Origin of the sequence: Blautia sp. TM10-2, from assembly GCF_003480845.1 — a bacterium.
GTDB lineage: Bacteria > Bacillota > Clostridia > Lachnospirales > Lachnospiraceae > Fusicatenibacter > Fusicatenibacter saccharivorans.
Genome location: NZ_QUJZ01000014.1, coordinates 102,343 through 117,055, shown reverse-complemented (window position 1 = coordinate 117,055; position 14,713 = coordinate 102,343). Strand labels below are relative to the sequence as shown.

15 protein-coding genes are annotated in these 14,713 nt (G+C 45.6%); 6 read left to right on the top strand and 9 right to left on the bottom strand.

Translation table 11 applies throughout. From position 1 onward, the window contains the following. Positions 1-49 precede the first annotated feature (49 nt). Entirely contained in the window at positions 50-763 is a 714-nt protein-coding gene (locus DXD92_RS14740) for a GntR family transcriptional regulator (protein WP_243104918.1), read from the bottom strand. Continuing rightward, positions 750-1,631 (bottom strand): 4-(cytidine 5'-diphospho)-2-C-methyl-D-erythritol kinase, encoded by an 882-nt coding sequence (gene ispE, locus DXD92_RS14735; RefSeq protein ID WP_055226230.1) that lies wholly within the window; start codon positions 1,629-1,631, stop codon positions 750-752. Before ispE ends, DXD92_RS14740 begins: the two co-directional genes overlap by 14 nt. Before the next feature lie 406 nt (positions 1,632-2,037). Between ispE and DXD92_RS14730 the strand changes: the two genes are divergently transcribed. Both DXD92_RS14730 and DXD92_RS14725 read left to right on the top strand, forming a co-directional pair. Then, positions 2,038-2,781 carry an AzlC family ABC transporter permease gene (locus tag DXD92_RS14730; protein ID WP_118640869.1) on the top strand — a complete coding sequence of 248 codons (744 nt, stop codon included), beginning with the start codon at positions 2,038-2,040 and terminating at the stop codon, positions 2,779-2,781. Continuing rightward, complete coding sequence (locus tag DXD92_RS14725) at positions 2,771-3,073, top strand: AzlD domain-containing protein (protein ID WP_330427591.1); 303 nt, start codon at positions 2,771-2,773, stop codon at positions 3,071-3,073. Before DXD92_RS14730 ends, DXD92_RS14725 begins: the two co-directional genes overlap by 11 nt. Positions 3,074-3,133: 60 nt before the next feature. On the opposite strand, the gene DXD92_RS14720 is transcribed toward DXD92_RS14725, so the two are convergent. The 3 genes from DXD92_RS14720 to DXD92_RS14710 form a co-directional block, all read right to left on the bottom strand. After that, on the bottom strand, positions 3,134-4,663 hold the full coding sequence (locus DXD92_RS14720) for an alpha-N-arabinofuranosidase (protein ID WP_118595249.1): 1,530 nt from the start codon (positions 4,661-4,663) through the stop codon (positions 3,134-3,136). Between the two features lie 136 nt (positions 4,664-4,799). Beyond that, the gene (locus tag DXD92_RS14715) at positions 4,800-4,994 is read right to left on the bottom strand and encodes a hypothetical protein (RefSeq protein WP_055226225.1); all 195 of its coding nucleotides are present in this window, start codon (positions 4,992-4,994) and stop codon (positions 4,800-4,802) included. Next, positions 4,981-5,376: a BrnT family toxin gene (locus DXD92_RS14710; protein ID WP_330427590.1), complete on the bottom strand. Its 396-nt coding sequence runs from the start codon at positions 5,374-5,376 to the stop codon at positions 4,981-4,983. The genes DXD92_RS14715 and DXD92_RS14710 overlap by 14 nt, the downstream gene beginning before the upstream one ends. Positions 5,377-5,575: 199 nt before the next feature. On the opposite strand from DXD92_RS14710, the gene DXD92_RS14705 reads away from it, so the two are divergent. Further along, positions 5,576-6,868, top strand: coding sequence for an L-cysteine desulfidase family protein (locus tag DXD92_RS14705; RefSeq protein WP_055267159.1), 1,293 nt, complete (start codon positions 5,576-5,578; stop codon positions 6,866-6,868). A 57-nt stretch (positions 6,869-6,925) separates the two neighbouring features. Next, positions 6,926-7,045, top strand: a complete 120-nt coding sequence (locus tag DXD92_RS19725) for a DUF6783 domain-containing protein (protein ID WP_368250375.1) — start codon at positions 6,926-6,928, stop codon at positions 7,043-7,045. A gap of 9 nt (positions 7,046-7,054) precedes the next feature. On the opposite strand, the gene DXD92_RS14700 is transcribed toward DXD92_RS19725, so the two are convergent. The 4 genes from DXD92_RS14700 to DXD92_RS14685 all read right to left on the bottom strand — a co-directional run bounded on the left by DXD92_RS14700 (position 7,055) and on the right by DXD92_RS14685 (position 11,739). Next, positions 7,055-7,984, bottom strand: a complete 930-nt coding sequence (locus DXD92_RS14700; protein WP_070103170.1) for a nucleoside hydrolase — start codon at positions 7,982-7,984, stop codon at positions 7,055-7,057. A gap of 122 nt (positions 7,985-8,106) precedes the next feature. After that, positions 8,107-9,807: an ABC transporter substrate-binding protein gene (locus tag DXD92_RS14695; protein ID WP_117801836.1), complete on the bottom strand. Its 1,701-nt coding sequence runs from the start codon at positions 9,805-9,807 to the stop codon at positions 8,107-8,109. A 73-nt stretch (positions 9,808-9,880) separates the two neighbouring features. After that, a complete protein-coding gene (locus DXD92_RS14690) occupies positions 9,881-10,771 on the bottom strand; it encodes a carbohydrate ABC transporter permease (RefSeq protein ID WP_055226220.1) in 891 nt (296 codons plus the stop codon). 11 nt (positions 10,772-10,782) lie between these two features. After that, positions 10,783-11,739: an ABC transporter permease gene (locus DXD92_RS14685; protein ID WP_055267163.1), complete on the bottom strand. Its 957-nt coding sequence runs from the start codon at positions 11,737-11,739 to the stop codon at positions 10,783-10,785. 403 nt (positions 11,740-12,142) lie between these two features. On the opposite strand from DXD92_RS14685, the gene DXD92_RS14680 reads away from it, so the two are divergent. Then, on the top strand, positions 12,143-13,810 hold the full coding sequence (locus DXD92_RS14680; protein WP_158581792.1) for a sensor histidine kinase: 1,668 nt from the start codon (positions 12,143-12,145) through the stop codon (positions 13,808-13,810). A gap of 84 nt (positions 13,811-13,894) precedes the next feature. Beyond that, positions 13,895-14,653 (top strand): response regulator transcription factor, encoded by a 759-nt coding sequence (locus DXD92_RS14675; RefSeq protein ID WP_055226214.1) that lies wholly within the window; start codon positions 13,895-13,897, stop codon positions 14,651-14,653. Positions 14,654-14,713 lie beyond the last annotated feature (60 nt).

The window sequence follows — 14,713 nt, the reverse complement described above, 5'->3', positions numbered from 1 at the left end:
TTTTTTTACTCTGTAACAGAATGTTCCTTTTTCGAAATTTTATACGCTTTTATTTTTCTTCTACACCCGTCATGCTCTGGTGATGTACGGTCTGCATAATACTCTCCTGCTGTCGCTCGATATGCTCGCGGATCATCTTCTGTGCGCCTGCAAGATCCCGATTTTTCATACGTTCATAGAGGGCATCGTGCTCCTCGACCAGGGAACGTCGGGATTTTACATCCTTTAAATATTCAATCCGGTAACGGTACATTTGCTCCCGCAGATTGTTCAGCAGCTGAATCAGGCGCTCGTTGTTCGTCGCCTGATAAATCACATCATGGAATACCACATCTGCCTGTGCAAGCTTCTGCAGATCATCCGTCTCTGTTGTCTCCAGCATTTGTTCAAAGCTGCGCGATGCCTGATAAAGCTTCTGCAGTTCGCTCTCTGTAATCCGCTGACACGCCAGTTTTACCGCCAGCTCCTCCAGTCCGAGCCGCACCTCCAGCACATCGTTCAGATCTTTTTCCGTGATCTGCGCCACCTGTGCACCCTTGCGCGGCACCATGATTACAAGGCCATCCAGTTCCAGCATGCGAATCGCTTCACGGATCGGCGTACGTGAAACGCCAAGCTGATTTGCCAGCCGGATTTCCATAAGCCGCTCTCCCGGCTTTAACTCCCCGCGCAGAATCGCCTGGCGCAGCGTGCGGAACACGACATCGCGGAGCGGAAGGTACTGATAATCCTCCATCTGCAGGTCTAACTCATTTTTTGCCATACTTTGTACCTCCCGGTTTTGATACTGTAGTCAGGAATGTCTGTTTCGACAGTCCGCTTATTTTTAACTGATCGCGGGCAAATTCTGCCTTGTCCGGATCGTCGAAAATGCCGAATACGGTCGGGCCGCTGCCGCTCATCATCGCATTGACCGCACCGTTTTTCATCATCTGTGCCTTGATCTCATCGATCACCGGATACGCCGGACACGTCACGGATTCCAGCACATTTCCCATGCGGTCCGTGATGCCGTACAGGTCATGATTTCGGATCGCCTCTACCATGCCGTCGATATCCGGATGCTCCGTCACCTCATCAAGATGCAGGTTTCCATAGACAAATTTCGTCGAAACATTGATGCCCGGTTTTCCGATCAGCACGTAGCACATCGGTACGCCGGGAAGGGATGTCAGCTTTTCGCCGATTCCTTCTGCCAGCGCTGTACCGCGCATCACACAGTACGGAACATCCGCTCCGATCTGCACACCCCGCTCCATCAGCTGGCGTTTTGTCAGACCAAGCTGAAACATGCGGTTAATTCCTACCAGTGCTGCTGCCGCATCCGAGCTTCCGCCCGCCATGCCGGCCGCTACCGGGATAAATTTTGTCAGGTTCATATCGACACCCTGACGGATATCGAATTCATCCATCAGAATCTTTGCCGCTTTGTATACGAGATTTCCGTCATTACACGGAAGGAACGGCAGATTGGTTGTAAGCCTTATTCCGGGTTCTTTGCTCTCCTTTATTTCCAGCTGATCGTACATCTGGATCGTCTGCATTACCATGCGGACTTCATGGTAACCATCCTCTCTTTTTCCGGTCACATCAAGACCAAGATTTATTTTTGCAAGCGCACGCAGTTTCATCGTAGGCACCACCTTCGGCAATGTTTTTTGTATACATAGATATTAATGGATTTTTCTTCTATTTTCAAGCTTTATCTTCTGTTTTTGTACATAATTTTATACAATTCAGTTCAACAGACTTAGAAACGCAGGTGTAAGCAGTGGCTGCGTGAAACGAACGAGAACAAAATAAGAGTTTACGAACCTGTCGAAACTTGCTATAATTTTCATCAGATATCAGGGCAAAAGATCAAAAAGCCGGTGCAAGCTCGCTTGCAAGAGGATTTTTGATCTCTTGACCCCAACATTTTTGCCAGATGCCAGAGCATGTCTGAAAAATCATTTCCGTAAGCTGCGAATCTCAGATTACGGAAATGATTTTTCAGACATGCTCTAGCTTCTGCGAAGGAAAAGGAAGTAGCTTTTTATGAGTTCACAAAGATCTTATTCATTTTCCCGCCAGGTTCTGGTCAACGGAATCCGCGATGGCATTCCGATCGGGCTTGGCTATTTTGCGGTCTCGTTTTCGCTCGGCATTGCAGCGCGTAAGGCAGGTCTTAGTCCTTTTCAGGGCTTTCTCGCCAGTCTTTTCAACAATGCTTCCGCCGGAGAATACGCTGCCTTTACACTGATTGCCGCCAACGCAGGCTATCTGCAGGTCGCTATCATTACGCTCATCGCCAATGCGCGGTATCTTCTGATGAGCTGTGCGCTTGCCCAGCGCTTTTCGCCGGACACGCCGTTTTTCCACCGTTTTCTCATTGGTTACGATGTAACGGATGAACTGTTTGGCATCACAATCGCGCGCCCGGGCTGGCTGAATCCGTATTATACATACGGTGCCATTCTCGTCGCTGCTCCCGCGTGGTCGATCGGCACGGCTCTTGGTATTATTGCCGGAAATCTGCTGCCGCTGCGCGCTGTCAGTGCCTTAAGCGTGGCGCTGTACGGCATGTTCCTTGCAATCATCATTCCCCCGGCGCGAAAGAGCCGTGTGGTAGCGGGTCTTGTTGCCGTCAGCTTTTTCTTAAGCTTTATCTGCAACTATCTCCCGGGCATCTCCACTCTCTCCGACGGAACCAGAACGATTCTGCTCACCGTTCTGATTTCCTGCGCCGGAGCTATCCTGTTCCCGGTAAAGACAGAGGAGGAAAATGCTGATGTACAATAATTATATCTATATCGCCGTCATGGCTCTGTTTTCCTACACAATCCGGATTCTGCCGCTGACGCTGATTCGGAAGCCGATTAAAAATCAGTTTATTCAGTCGTTTCTGTACTACGTTCCATACGTGACGCTGTCAGTCATGACCTTCCCGGCGATTGTCCATGCAACACAGAGCCCTGTTTCCGGCGCACTCGCGCTTGTCGTCGGCATCGCAGCCGCATGGTTCGGTGCAAGCCTGTTTCAGGTTTCGGTGGCATGCTGTGCCGTGGTGTTTGTGATTGAATTATTTTTGTAATAGAAATGAGCCGCCCTGTGGGAACAATCCTTTTCCCCGGGGCGGCCCGTTTTGTATGTATTACTTTTCTGTTTCTGTTTTTCTGAAATGATAAACGCTGACCGAAGCCGCCGGCAGTGCAATCTGGAAGGAGTCTTTTTCCCGTGCAGGTGCTTTTCCTTCTTTGCAGCGGACTCGGTTCGGATGTTTCGCATCGTTGTAGTTCTGCGGATCTTTGGAGTACAGTGTTTTGGCCTCAACAAATTCCGGACACTGTTTGAATTTCAATTCGATTTTCTTTGATTCGCTGTAGCTTGTATTTACGAGGTTGACGTAGATATCATCATTTTTGATCGAAGCAAAGATGCAGACCTCAGGATCTTTGTTCTTTTCCTCAAAGCCAAGCGTATACGCACCCTGATGCACCTGATACATATCGAACACATCGTAGTTTGGTGTCAGAATACAATGCTCACCATCCGTCAGGAACAGGGAATTCAGGACATTGACAGACTGTGCCACACATGCCATGCGCACATCCCCGGTATTGCGGTGGAAGATGTCGAGCGTCAGTGCAGTTGTAACGGCATCGCGCATCGTACACTGCTGATACAGCGCCGGGCGCGCATTAAATGCACTGCTGTGCCAGTTGCCCCACTCACCGACAATCAGTTCACATTTTCTCGGTGCCGCCTGGAACGGACCCTCCGGTTTCGGAAGTGCCTCAAGACCAGCGTCTATCAGGCGGCGCTGCTCGTGAATGACATTTTCCAGCTCTTTGCATCCATTGATCACATCATACCACTGTTTCTCATCAAATTTCTTCTCGGTCTGAAGCTGCTTCAGATTCCAGTTGTAAAAATGGAGATCGTAGCCATAGAGAGACGGCATCCGGTATTTTCCCATTTCCTTAAAGAAATCTTTTGTCCACGCAGCACGTTCTTTCGGCTTATTTCCATCCGGGCCGCTGGCGATGCATTTCATGGAAAATGTCTGATCGCCGCCTCCAAACGACGGACAGGAGGAACTGAATTTCCGGTATTCGTTCGCATACATCTGCGGCGTCATTTTTCCGCCGCCGTCCCATACTTCATTTCCGATACCCCAGTATTCAATCTCGAACGGTTTTTCATGGCCGTTTGTTTTTCGTTCCTGCGAAAGTGCCGTCGGCTCTTTGCGGTTACAGTACTCCATCCACTCTCGCATCTCGGATGGAGAGCCGGTCATCATATTGATATTAAACCATGGCTTCGCGCCGATCATCTCGCAAAATTCCATCATCTCGTGCATACCGAACTGATTGGGATCCGTCTCGAAAGTACCGAAGTTTTCATTGTATGTAACCGGCCGCTGCTCCCGCGGACCTATGCCGTTCCGCCAGTGATATACATCCGCAAAACATCCGCCAGGCCAGCGGATCACCGGCGGGTGCAGCTTCTGAAATGCATCAACAAGGTCTTTTCGGATTCCATGATAATTCGGAATCTCCGAATCCTCTCCAACCCAGATTCCATCATAAATACAGGAGCCAAGAAACTCGATAAAGTGTCCCTGCAGTTCCGGGTAAATATATTTTTCTCCAGCTAATTTTCGAAACGTAATCTTCTGCATAAAAATCCTCCAAATGAAAGGGTGGTGTGTATTTTTGCTCCTTTTCAGTATAGGACACTTTAAAGGAAAATACAATTTATTCTGAAAAGATCTCCGTAAAACTAGGATTTTCTGGTTTTACGGAGATCACAAATTTTTATGCTCTTTTTTTGCCTGCTCCCCTCGGCGGATTTACCCGTCGAAATTTTAGCGCCCGTTCTGGAGTCGTTTCCGGACAATCTTCATCAAATACAATAGGTTTTTCTTTTGCTGCTTTTAGTTCCCTTAATTCTTCTTCTGAAAAAGCGAGTTCTTTTATCAGGCTTTCTGTCATTTCTTTAGTATTTACCATAATAAAGCCCCCTTTCAAAATTGGTTGCATATCTTGCGGAGATTAATCTTGTCACATCTATTTCTGCCCCATTTTCATTTTTCCGTATTCTTTCCGTATACACTACAAACAAAACATCATCACTTTTTATATTTCCGATCATAATCTCTGTATCACGCTCTATTTGCGCTGTCCCTGCAGATAAATCACCTATGATATCATATCGATCTTCAACATTACTATTTTCCTCATCATAATATTCTATTCGATCATAATCAAAAAATACACGGGCAGCACTTTTAAATGAAATTCCATGTTTTTCTATATTAATTTTATTCTTTTTCTCATCATATTCGAAAATCATTCCACCAAGTGAAAATGTTACAGTTTTGCTATTCTCCAATGATTACCTCCGATTTCAGTATTTTACTGTTTTTATCGTATCATCTTTTCTTTTCTGCGTCAATGCATGATGTTAATTCACAAATTGCAATTCTTTACTTGACATCTGATATTATCAGTGATATATCAATAGTATAATCAGAAAGAAATGCAAGATTTACCAGTTGATAACGCATAAAAAACTATACAGGAGAATTTTCATGGATCAGAAATTATATGACAGTTATGTAAAGATTTTAAAAAACGAGCTTGTTCCGGCGCTTGGCTGTACAGAGCCGATTGCCATTGCATATGCGGCAGCAAAAGCACGCGAAGTACTCGGACAGATGCCGGAATCGATCGAGCTTTGCTGCAGTGGAAACATCATCAAAAACGTAAAGGGTGTTAAAGTTCCAAACTCCAATGGCCTGAAGGGAATTGATGTTGCGGCAACGCTTGGCGTCGTCGGAGGCTGTGCCGAACGTGAACTTGAAGTACTTGAAGATGTGACCGAAGCAGATATTGAAAATACAAAAAAGCTGGTACAGCAGGGATTCTGTACCTGTACTTTAAAAGAAGGCGTAGAAAATCTCTACATTGTTGCAAAAGTCATTGCCGGAGAGCACAGTGCAGAAGTAACAATTGTAAACCGTCATACTCTGATTTCACGCATCGTAAAAGATGGTGAGATACTTTATCAGATTGCGGCGCATGAGGATTCCCCTGAATACGTTGATAAAAGTGTGCTGAACGTCAAGGATATTCTTGAATTTGCCGATACTGTGAAGATCGAAGACATCAAAGAAATTCTTGACCGTCAGATCACCATGAACTCTGCCATTTCCGATGAAGGTCTCCGTCATCCATACGGTGCACAGGTTGGCCGCACGCTGCTGAACGAATACGGCAATGACGTAAAAATCCGCGCCCGCGCCCGTGCAGCGGCAGGCTCCGATGCGCGTATGAGCGGCTGCTCTCTTCCGGTCGTCATCAATTCCGGCAGCGGAAACCAGGGCATGACCGTTTCCCTTCCTGTCATTGAGTTTGCAAAAGAATGGAACGTTTCCCAGGAAAAACTGTACCGCGCACTCGTTGTCAGCAACCTGATTGCGGTTCATCAGAAAAAATATATTGGAAGTCTTTCCGCTTACTGCGGCGCCGTCAGCGCAGGCTGTGGAGCCGGTGCCGCCATTACCTATCTTTCTGGCGGAACTTATGAAGATGTCAGTCTGACGATCGTCAACACCATTGGAAACGTCGGCGGTATTGTCTGCGACGGCGCAAAATCCTCCTGTGCGGCGAAAATTGCATCCGCTGTTGACGCTGCTATTCTCGCCCACTACATGGGCCAGCATCACAGAAGTTTCCAGCCGGGCGAAGGTATCGTGCGGGAAGATGTCGAGGATACGATCAAGAGTATGGGATACATCGGAAGAGTCGGCATGAAAGATACCGATACGGAGATCCTGAATATTATGATCGACCGTGTGGATATTGACGAAGTGTGTAAATAACGAAAGTATTACGATAGACAGCCATCTGGACAAACTTGCACAGATGGCTGTTTTTATATTGCTCTTTCTGTCCATACAAAAACCCGCTGCGACGCCCTCTGTCGAACAAAATTTCCGATAAATTGTGACACACATCTTGTGGAAAGCTTTTTTCAAACAGGCTCTGATTTTGATTAGCAGTCCCTGTCACATCCCATAATTCAATTTCAGTTTCGCAAAAAAGTCTCTCAACGTCAGCTCCGCATTCGGATCATGGTAAACGCGAATTTTGCGGTTCTTTCCGGTGAAGTGATAGCTCATGTCCTCATAGCTGATTTCCGGCGCTTCTACCATTTCATAGAGGTCGGTACGCTGTACCTCTGCCAGCAGCAACCCAACTGTCGGAGAATCGCCGAGACCCCAGATTTCGCCGTGCGGCCATTCCTGGAACTGATAGAAGGTGTTGTTAAAGTCTACCATCTGCTGATACAGATAATTTCCAATTTCTCCACATGGCTGAACATTAAGCTGCAGCTCGGCAAGAGAAACTGTTACTTTCTTGTATACGGTAGACGGAACCTGCCATACCTTCATGCCGGATTTCATCACAACGTTTGCAGCTGCGATATCCTGGCGGAGGTTGAACTCTTCTCCCCCTTCCGGATACGGTGCTCCGCCGATCCAGATGGCGGTCATGCGGTCTGCGATTTCCGGTTTCATCAGAAGTGCGGAGGCAACGTCGGTCAGTGCTCCCTGGCAGGCGATGAACAGCGGATGCGGATCATCTTTCATGGCTTCTTCGGCGATCAGCTTTGCGCCATCCGACACGGCCGGAGTCTGCTCGTCCTTCATCGGAAATTCCGATCCTTTGCAGACCGGGCATACGCCCTGCCGATCCATCAGATCCAGCACTTTATTGACCTCGTCCATGCTCGCCTGTGCTGTGTGGCCATCGCCGTAATCGCGGGAGAACATGTTGAAGTGACACGGAACGATGCCTTTCAGAATAAACATCGGTGTCATCAGGTGATGTGCCAGTGCGAACTGGTCGTCCGCCTCATTTTTGCAGTCTGTGCTGACAATCATACGCACGCGTTTGTTGTCCGGCACGGAAAATGTGTAATTCATTTTTTTCATAGTAAATCCTTTCTGCTGTAAAAGCCAAAAACATACAAAGCAATCCGCCCGAAGACCGCACAGCTTTACGGTTTCCGGGCGTATTTGCCTTAGATCTAATTATACCTAATGTTGATCTTTCGTTAGTTTGCTTCTTTTGCTGCTGCAATCGTATCAAGGTTAGACTGCGGAGTTTCTGTAGCTCCTCCGTTTTCATCCAGCCATTTATCCAGCTGCTCCTGTTTTGCATCCATAACAGTCTGCAGTCCGGCTGCATACAGCGCATCATTCAGTTTCTGGAGTGTTTCTTCTACACCAGCAACTCCGACAGAGCCTGTCTCAAGTGCTGGACGATACGTATTCAGTGCATTCTGCAGAGCTGTGATCTGTGTAGAGTATTCAGAAGAATCCCACATAAATCCGTATGCCGGTGAATACTGTGCCCAGTCGTTATGGTGCTGCAGTTTATCCCAGTAATTTGCATCCTTGGAACCATCATTCCATACGTATGTGTTAAACTGATTGCCCATAAACCATCCTGTATTCTGATGATATTTAAAGTTAGAAGCATCTTCACCATCTACATAATAAGCAGTACCATCATCCAAAACTTTATAGTTTACATCCTGAATACCATTCTGCCACAGATTCATAACCTCCGGATCTGTATACAGCGCGGAGATAAACTTAAAGGCCATTTCCGGATCCGCACTGTTGGTTGCGATGCCAGTATCATAAAAACTTACGTTTGTAGTTGAATATCCACCTTCTACATCCTGTCCAAAATACATTGCATAGCAGTCTGTTCCTGTAGATGCCTTTGCCTCAACAAGATAGCCCGGCTTAATTGCTGACATATAAGAGAACGTATTTCCAGCCTTCATCATAACTGCAGCTCCCTGTGTATCCGTCAACGCATCCGGATAAATGTATCCTGCATCAAACCATTCCGCCAGCTGGGTTACTGCTTCTTTGTAAGTATCGGTTTCAAACTCGTTCACTACGGTTGTGGAGTCATGATCAGCCTCCCAATCCAGAACACCGAACTGATCCGCTAACTCGTCGAAAAATGCAAGACGTCTCATCGGGCTTGCACTTCCCTGCAGATACAGAGGTGTCATTTCCGGATGTGCTTCTTTTACTTTCTTGAAAATTTCAGTTGCAACAGACCAGTCATACACTTTTCCGGTGTATTCATCCTGATTCAGCTCCAGTCCGTATTCCTCTGCGATACCAAGTTCATCACAGATATCTGCTCTCATAGTCAGACCACCAAGTTCAACCGATTCCTTCTGTGCCGGAAAACCGAACAGAATACCATTCATGGAACCTACCGTTGCATTTGCTTCACCAAGCACATCTTTAATAGCCTGTCCCTCCGGAGTATCCATATACTGGTTCATATCGACAATACCATTCATTGCAATCCAACTGGAAGCATTGCTGTAATAAATTGGCATAACATCCAGCTCATCACCACCGGAAATCATCAGCTGAATCGTCTGCTGATATTCTGCATACTGCAATGGAAGAAATTCCACTTCAATATGATATTTCGGAATCATGTATTCATTCAATGCATCCTGCACTGCGGTACGTGCTGCGTCATCCTGCTCGTAGAACTCGACGAAGGCAAACACGAGATGATAAGGATTTTCTTCCGTGTACTCACCAAGCTCTGTTTTTGTTACGGAAGCATCTACCTCGCCAGATGCCGATGCTGTTGATGTTGTTCCAGAAGAGCTCTTGGATGAGCCGGAAGTGTCTCCACTGTTTCCGCAGCCGACAAGCAGGCCGCCCACCATTGTCGCTGCCAGAAAAGCAGCAAGCATTTTTCTTTTCATATGAAAATTCCTCCTTAAAATAAGTTTATCACGAAGCAGCCCTTTTCGCTGCTAATGATTCATTCCATCTGTATCAGCCTTTGACTGCGCCAAGAGCGATACCTTTTGCATAATATTTCTGGAAAGACGGGAAAATCAGCATAATCGGCAGAATTGCTACGAATGCAATTGCCATCTGGATTCCCGTTGCCGGAATGGTCGATGCAGCTGCTGTCACATTCGAGTTGGAGCTCTGTGTCAGGAACTGAATATTCTGTACCATCTGGTTCAGAAGGTTCTGTACGTTGTACAGACCTGTATTCTTAACGATATAGTACAGACCATTGGTCCAGTCATTCCAGTAAGCAAGGCCTGCAAAGGTGCCCATTGTTACCAAGATCGGTTTTCCAAGCGGAAGTACGATTTTCCAGAAGATGGTAAACTGGCTTGCACCGTCAATCTCTGCCGCCTCGTATAATCCATCCGGAATGCTTGTGGTAAAATAAGTTCGAATCATCATAACATTCCATGCAGAAAGCAGGAAGTTTGGAAGCAGCTGTGCAAAAATCGTATCTTTGATATGGAAGGTACCTGTCCACATAATGTAAGATGGAACGATACCGCCGTTGAACAGCATGGTAAAGAACACGAAGAACATCATCACATTTCTGCCCGGAAGATTTTTTACTGACAAAGGATAGGCCATCAGAGCAGACAGAAGGACATTCAACAGAGTTCCGACTACCGTGACACCAATACTTACTCCATAGGCCTTCAAAATCTGACCTCCGGATTTGATGATGTAGGAATAGGACGCGAGGGAGAACTTCTTCGGAAAGAAGGAGTATCCATTCGCTACCAGTGTGTTTTCATCTGTAATAGAAGACATAAATAACAGAATAAACGGTAAGATAATGGCAAGCGTCCAGATAATCATGACAGCGTTTGCTAAAATCTGATATTTGGAAAATGGTTTTTCTTTCATACGTGATCTCCTTAGAACATTGCGTTTTCTTTGCTGACTTTACGTACGATTCCGTTTGCGGTAAGGACAATGATAAATCCGATGATGGACTGATAGAAGCCGGCTGCTGCAGACATTCCGACATTTCCGGATTTCATCAGGCCGCGGTATACGTAGGTATCAATAACATTGGTTGCCGAGTACAGAAGTCCTGAATCACGTGGTACCTGATAGAACAGACCGAAATCGGAATAGAAGATACGGCCGACACTCATCAATGTCAGGGTGATTACGGTTGGTTTCAGGAATGGAAGCGTAATGTTTTTGATCTGCTGCCATTTGGTTGCGCCATCCAGAGAAGCTGCCTCATACAGAGACGGATCAATGCCATTGATGGTAGATATGTATATCAGACATCCATATCCTACACCCTTCCAGGTATTTACAAAAATCAGAATGAACGGCCAGTATTTCGGTTCTGCATACCAGTTCACAGCATCTTTTCCAAGTGCACTTAAAATCGAATTGTTTACAATACCTGTACTCTGACTTAAAAATGCATATACAATGTAGCCAAGAATAACAGCCGACATCAGATATGGAAACAAGATTGCACTCTGATAAATTTTCTTTAATTTTTTATTAAACGTATCGCAGATAAAGATTGCAAAAATAATTCCGACTACCGTGTTCAGAACAATAAACGCCAGATTGTAAAGTAACGTATTTCTTGTAATAGTCCATGCATCCGATGATGCAAACAGAAATTCAAAGTTCGCCAGTCCGCAGAACGGGCTCTTCCAGATTCCCAAACGGGCATTGTACTTCTTAAATGCTACGATAATGCCTGCCATCGGAATATAATTGTTAATGAGCAGATAGATCGCGCCTGGAAGGAACATCAGATACAGCGGAAGGTATCGTTTGAATTTTGCTGCTTTGCTGTGGCTGCTCCCGGATGATGCATGGGCTTTTTTTAAAGATGCCATGTTTTTCCTCCTCGTTTCCTCTTTGTTTTCTCGTTTTTTTGTCGTTGCAAGTATGTTCGAACAAAATTGCTTTGACTATCAACTGTTGTTATTATATAATTTTAATAAACTTTTTAGCAATTCACATTGCTTAGGTTTTATTGCACTTTTCTTAGAATCTATGTGCAAATTATATATAATTACGGAGGCATCCTTCTTGAATTCATCAAAACATCGTACTTTTTCACTAAACTTCAATTTTTTTGACCACACTATGCACAAACACAAAATATATTCCCTAAAGAAAAAAGCATTTTGGTATTGGATGCGTATTTTAATAATGTTCAGTATTTTATTGCTGTTTTTAATTTTTTATATTTCCAAACAGCTTCAGCATGAAACCTACCAGGGAATTCATCAGACAATGGATCTTTATGTCCAGCAGTTAAATAAGAGTATGGAAACTGCTGAAAACTGTCTCTGGGAATTCGCTAATAACAATACTGATGTTGTCGATACGATCACTTCCAAAAACAACCCAAACGCAGTGATTTCCCAGATTAAAGCCTCCAGGCTTTTGGATAATACTTTAAGTTACATGACAGACATTGACGGTATGTTTGTTTATGGAAAAGCAAACGACCATTTTGTCTGCCGCTATAAAAATGGGGGCTCCAATGACTGTAGTTCCTACATGAAAAAGCTTTTACGTCAGTCGGGAGAGGACGCCTCCGCTCTCAACTTCAAGAGTTGGTATTATATAGAGCTGGAACGCCATACCTATCTGATCCGAATTATCAATGATCTCCATGGCTATCTTGGTGCCTGGATCCGTCTGGATGAACTGAATGCTCCATTTGATGATTCAAATACCATTTTTCTGTTTGCTGATGAAAATGGTATTCCATACGACAACGAAAGCTGGTCCGATTTTAAACTGTCTACCGACTTTTCTACCCAGAAACCTCATCGGATCCGCGGAAAGGACGGTATACAATATTTACAGGTCGCTGAAAAGCTTCCTTCTTCTACCTGCTCCTTAAATGCACTCATCCCCTCCGAAGAAGTCAACACTCCTATTTACAATATGCTCAAGCTTCTGCTCGGGGGTGCTCTGCTGATTTTCGTGGTTTCTCTTTTATGGACCGTTTCCTATGAACACCTGATTTCAAAGCCTCTTGATCTGATCCGGAAAATGGCATCACAGGTCAAAGAGGAACAACAGGTGCCGCACCCGGATCTTTCCAATGAGCGGTGTGAGGAGGTTCTGGAAATCGGTGAAACACTGAATAAGCTGATGAATCGAATTGAGAAGTTAAAAATCAATGTTTATGAGGATAAATTAAATCTGAAGGCACTGGAGATTCAGTATCTGAAATCCCAGGTAGCGCCGCACTCTCTGATCAACTGTCTCTCCGCAATCGCATCAATGCCATTCACGGAAGAAGGAAGGCGGCTCACAAATGAATTCGTCCGCACACTTTCGAATCATTTGCGGTACACCCTGCAGGATAAGACAGCCGTTCCTTTGAAAGAAGAACTGAAATACGTAGAAAATTTTCTGGAGATGACAGAACTGCGGTTTCCAGGCTGTCTGAACTGGGAAATCCATGTGGATGAGAAATGCAGGAATGCTTCTGTTTTTCCGATCATTCTGCTGATGTTTACAGAAAATACCATCAAGCACAACATGATCATGGGCGAAGAGCTCCGTGTCCGTATCACCGGCAGCCTTGTGGAGCGCAATGGTGAAAAATATGTGGTTCTCACTCATCTCGACTCCGGCAGTGGTTATTTTGAAGAGGATCTGGAATACCTGAACCGGCCAGTTTCCCAGCAGGTTCATGACTTTGATGGAAAAAAAATCGGAACCTACAATCTGCTCAAACGGCTTTATCTTGTTTATGGAGAAAAAGCCCATGCGCATTTTTCCAACGAACCCGGATGGGGTGCAAGATCAGAGGTTACGATTCCATACATTCCATACCGGGAGGATGGCAATCCGCCGGAAAGCAAAATTGAAACATCGGAACCTCTTTTTTCACATGCTTCCGACACACCTCAGGTCCCCGGCAAAAGAAACGAGAGCTAAAGCTTGTTTGAAAAAGGCTTTCGGCTTGCTTTTTGTAACGATTCAAATCCATGCGAAACGGAAGAAAGGAACAGGGCTTTTACAATGAACATTTTAGTAGTGGATGATGAATATTATATTGTGAAAAACATTATCGAAACGACAGACTGGTCGGCGCTCGGGATTGAGCAGGCGTTTCCTGCCTACAGTGCCAGCCAGGCAAAACGAATTTTTGAGGGTTCCCAGGATATTGATATTCTTTTGACTGACATTGAAATGCCGCGCGAAACCGGTCTGCAGTTAGTGGAATGGCTGCATGAGAACAATTTTCATCCCATCGTACTCGTTCTGACCGGCCATCAGCGATTTGATTATGCGCAGGAAGCGCTGAATTTACATATTTTCTCCTACCTGTTAAAACCAATCGACCCGGATCAGCTTATGGAAAAGCTGGCGGCGGCTGTGCAGGAGGTGAAAAAAAATGCATGGTATGAGAAAGAGCGGCTGAATATGGAAGAGCACCTCTCCACCGATGCCTCGGACCCGATCAGCGTCATCAAGGACTATATCCGTTCGCATCTTTCCGATCCTGAACTGGGCCGCACCTCCATCGCCGAGAAAATCCACATGAACCCGGACTACCTGTCCCACATTTTCAGTACGAAAACAGGAGCGTCGCTCAGTAGCTACATCATGGACGAACGTATGACAACCGCAAAACGTCTGCTTGCCACCACCAGCTTCTCCCCCCAGCAAATCTGTGACCAGATCGGAATCGCAAACGTTTCCTACTTTTACCGGCAGTTCAAGAAAAGCAGTGGAGTGACACCGCAGCAGTATCGGGAGAAGCATTTTCATGGATAATCACGAGCCCTGGAGCGTGCCTGGAAAAGGTCTCCAGCGCACAAAAAAACAGAGTGTATT

Excerpts from the sequence above, each read along its gene's own strand:
- DXD92_RS14740 (WP_243104918.1), bottom strand. The coding sequence starts at position 763 with ATGGCAAAAAATGAGTTAGACCTGCAGATGGAGGATTATCAGTACCTT.
- ispE (WP_055226230.1), bottom strand. The coding sequence starts at position 1,631 with ATGAAACTGCGTGCGCTTGCAAAAATAAATCTTGGTCTTGATGTGACC.
- DXD92_RS14730 (WP_118640869.1), top strand. The coding sequence starts at position 2,038 with ATGAGTTCACAAAGATCTTATTCATTTTCCCGCCAGGTTCTGGTCAAC.
- DXD92_RS14725 (WP_330427591.1), top strand. The coding sequence starts at position 2,771 with ATGTACAATAATTATATCTATATCGCCGTCATGGCTCTGTTTTCCTAC.
- DXD92_RS14720 (WP_118595249.1), bottom strand. The coding sequence starts at position 4,663 with ATGCAGAAGATTACGTTTCGAAAATTAGCTGGAGAAAAATATATTTAC.
- DXD92_RS14715 (WP_055226225.1), bottom strand. The coding sequence starts at position 4,994 with ATGGTAAATACTAAAGAAATGACAGAAAGCCTGATAAAAGAACTCGCT.
- DXD92_RS14705 (WP_055267159.1), top strand. The coding sequence starts at position 5,576 with ATGGATCAGAAATTATATGACAGTTATGTAAAGATTTTAAAAAACGAG.
- DXD92_RS14700 (WP_070103170.1), bottom strand. The coding sequence starts at position 7,984 with ATGAAAAAAATGAATTACACATTTTCCGTGCCGGACAACAAACGCGTG.
- DXD92_RS14695 (WP_117801836.1), bottom strand. The coding sequence starts at position 9,807 with ATGAAAAGAAAAATGCTTGCTGCTTTTCTGGCAGCGACAATGGTGGGC.
- DXD92_RS14690 (WP_055226220.1), bottom strand. The coding sequence starts at position 10,771 with ATGAAAGAAAAACCATTTTCCAAATATCAGATTTTAGCAAACGCTGTC.
- DXD92_RS14685 (WP_055267163.1), bottom strand. The coding sequence starts at position 11,739 with ATGGCATCTTTAAAAAAAGCCCATGCATCATCCGGGAGCAGCCACAGC.
- DXD92_RS14680 (WP_158581792.1), top strand. The coding sequence starts at position 12,143 with ATGGATCTTTATGTCCAGCAGTTAAATAAGAGTATGGAAACTGCTGAA.
- DXD92_RS14675 (WP_055226214.1), top strand. The coding sequence starts at position 13,895 with ATGAACATTTTAGTAGTGGATGATGAATATTATATTGTGAAAAACATT.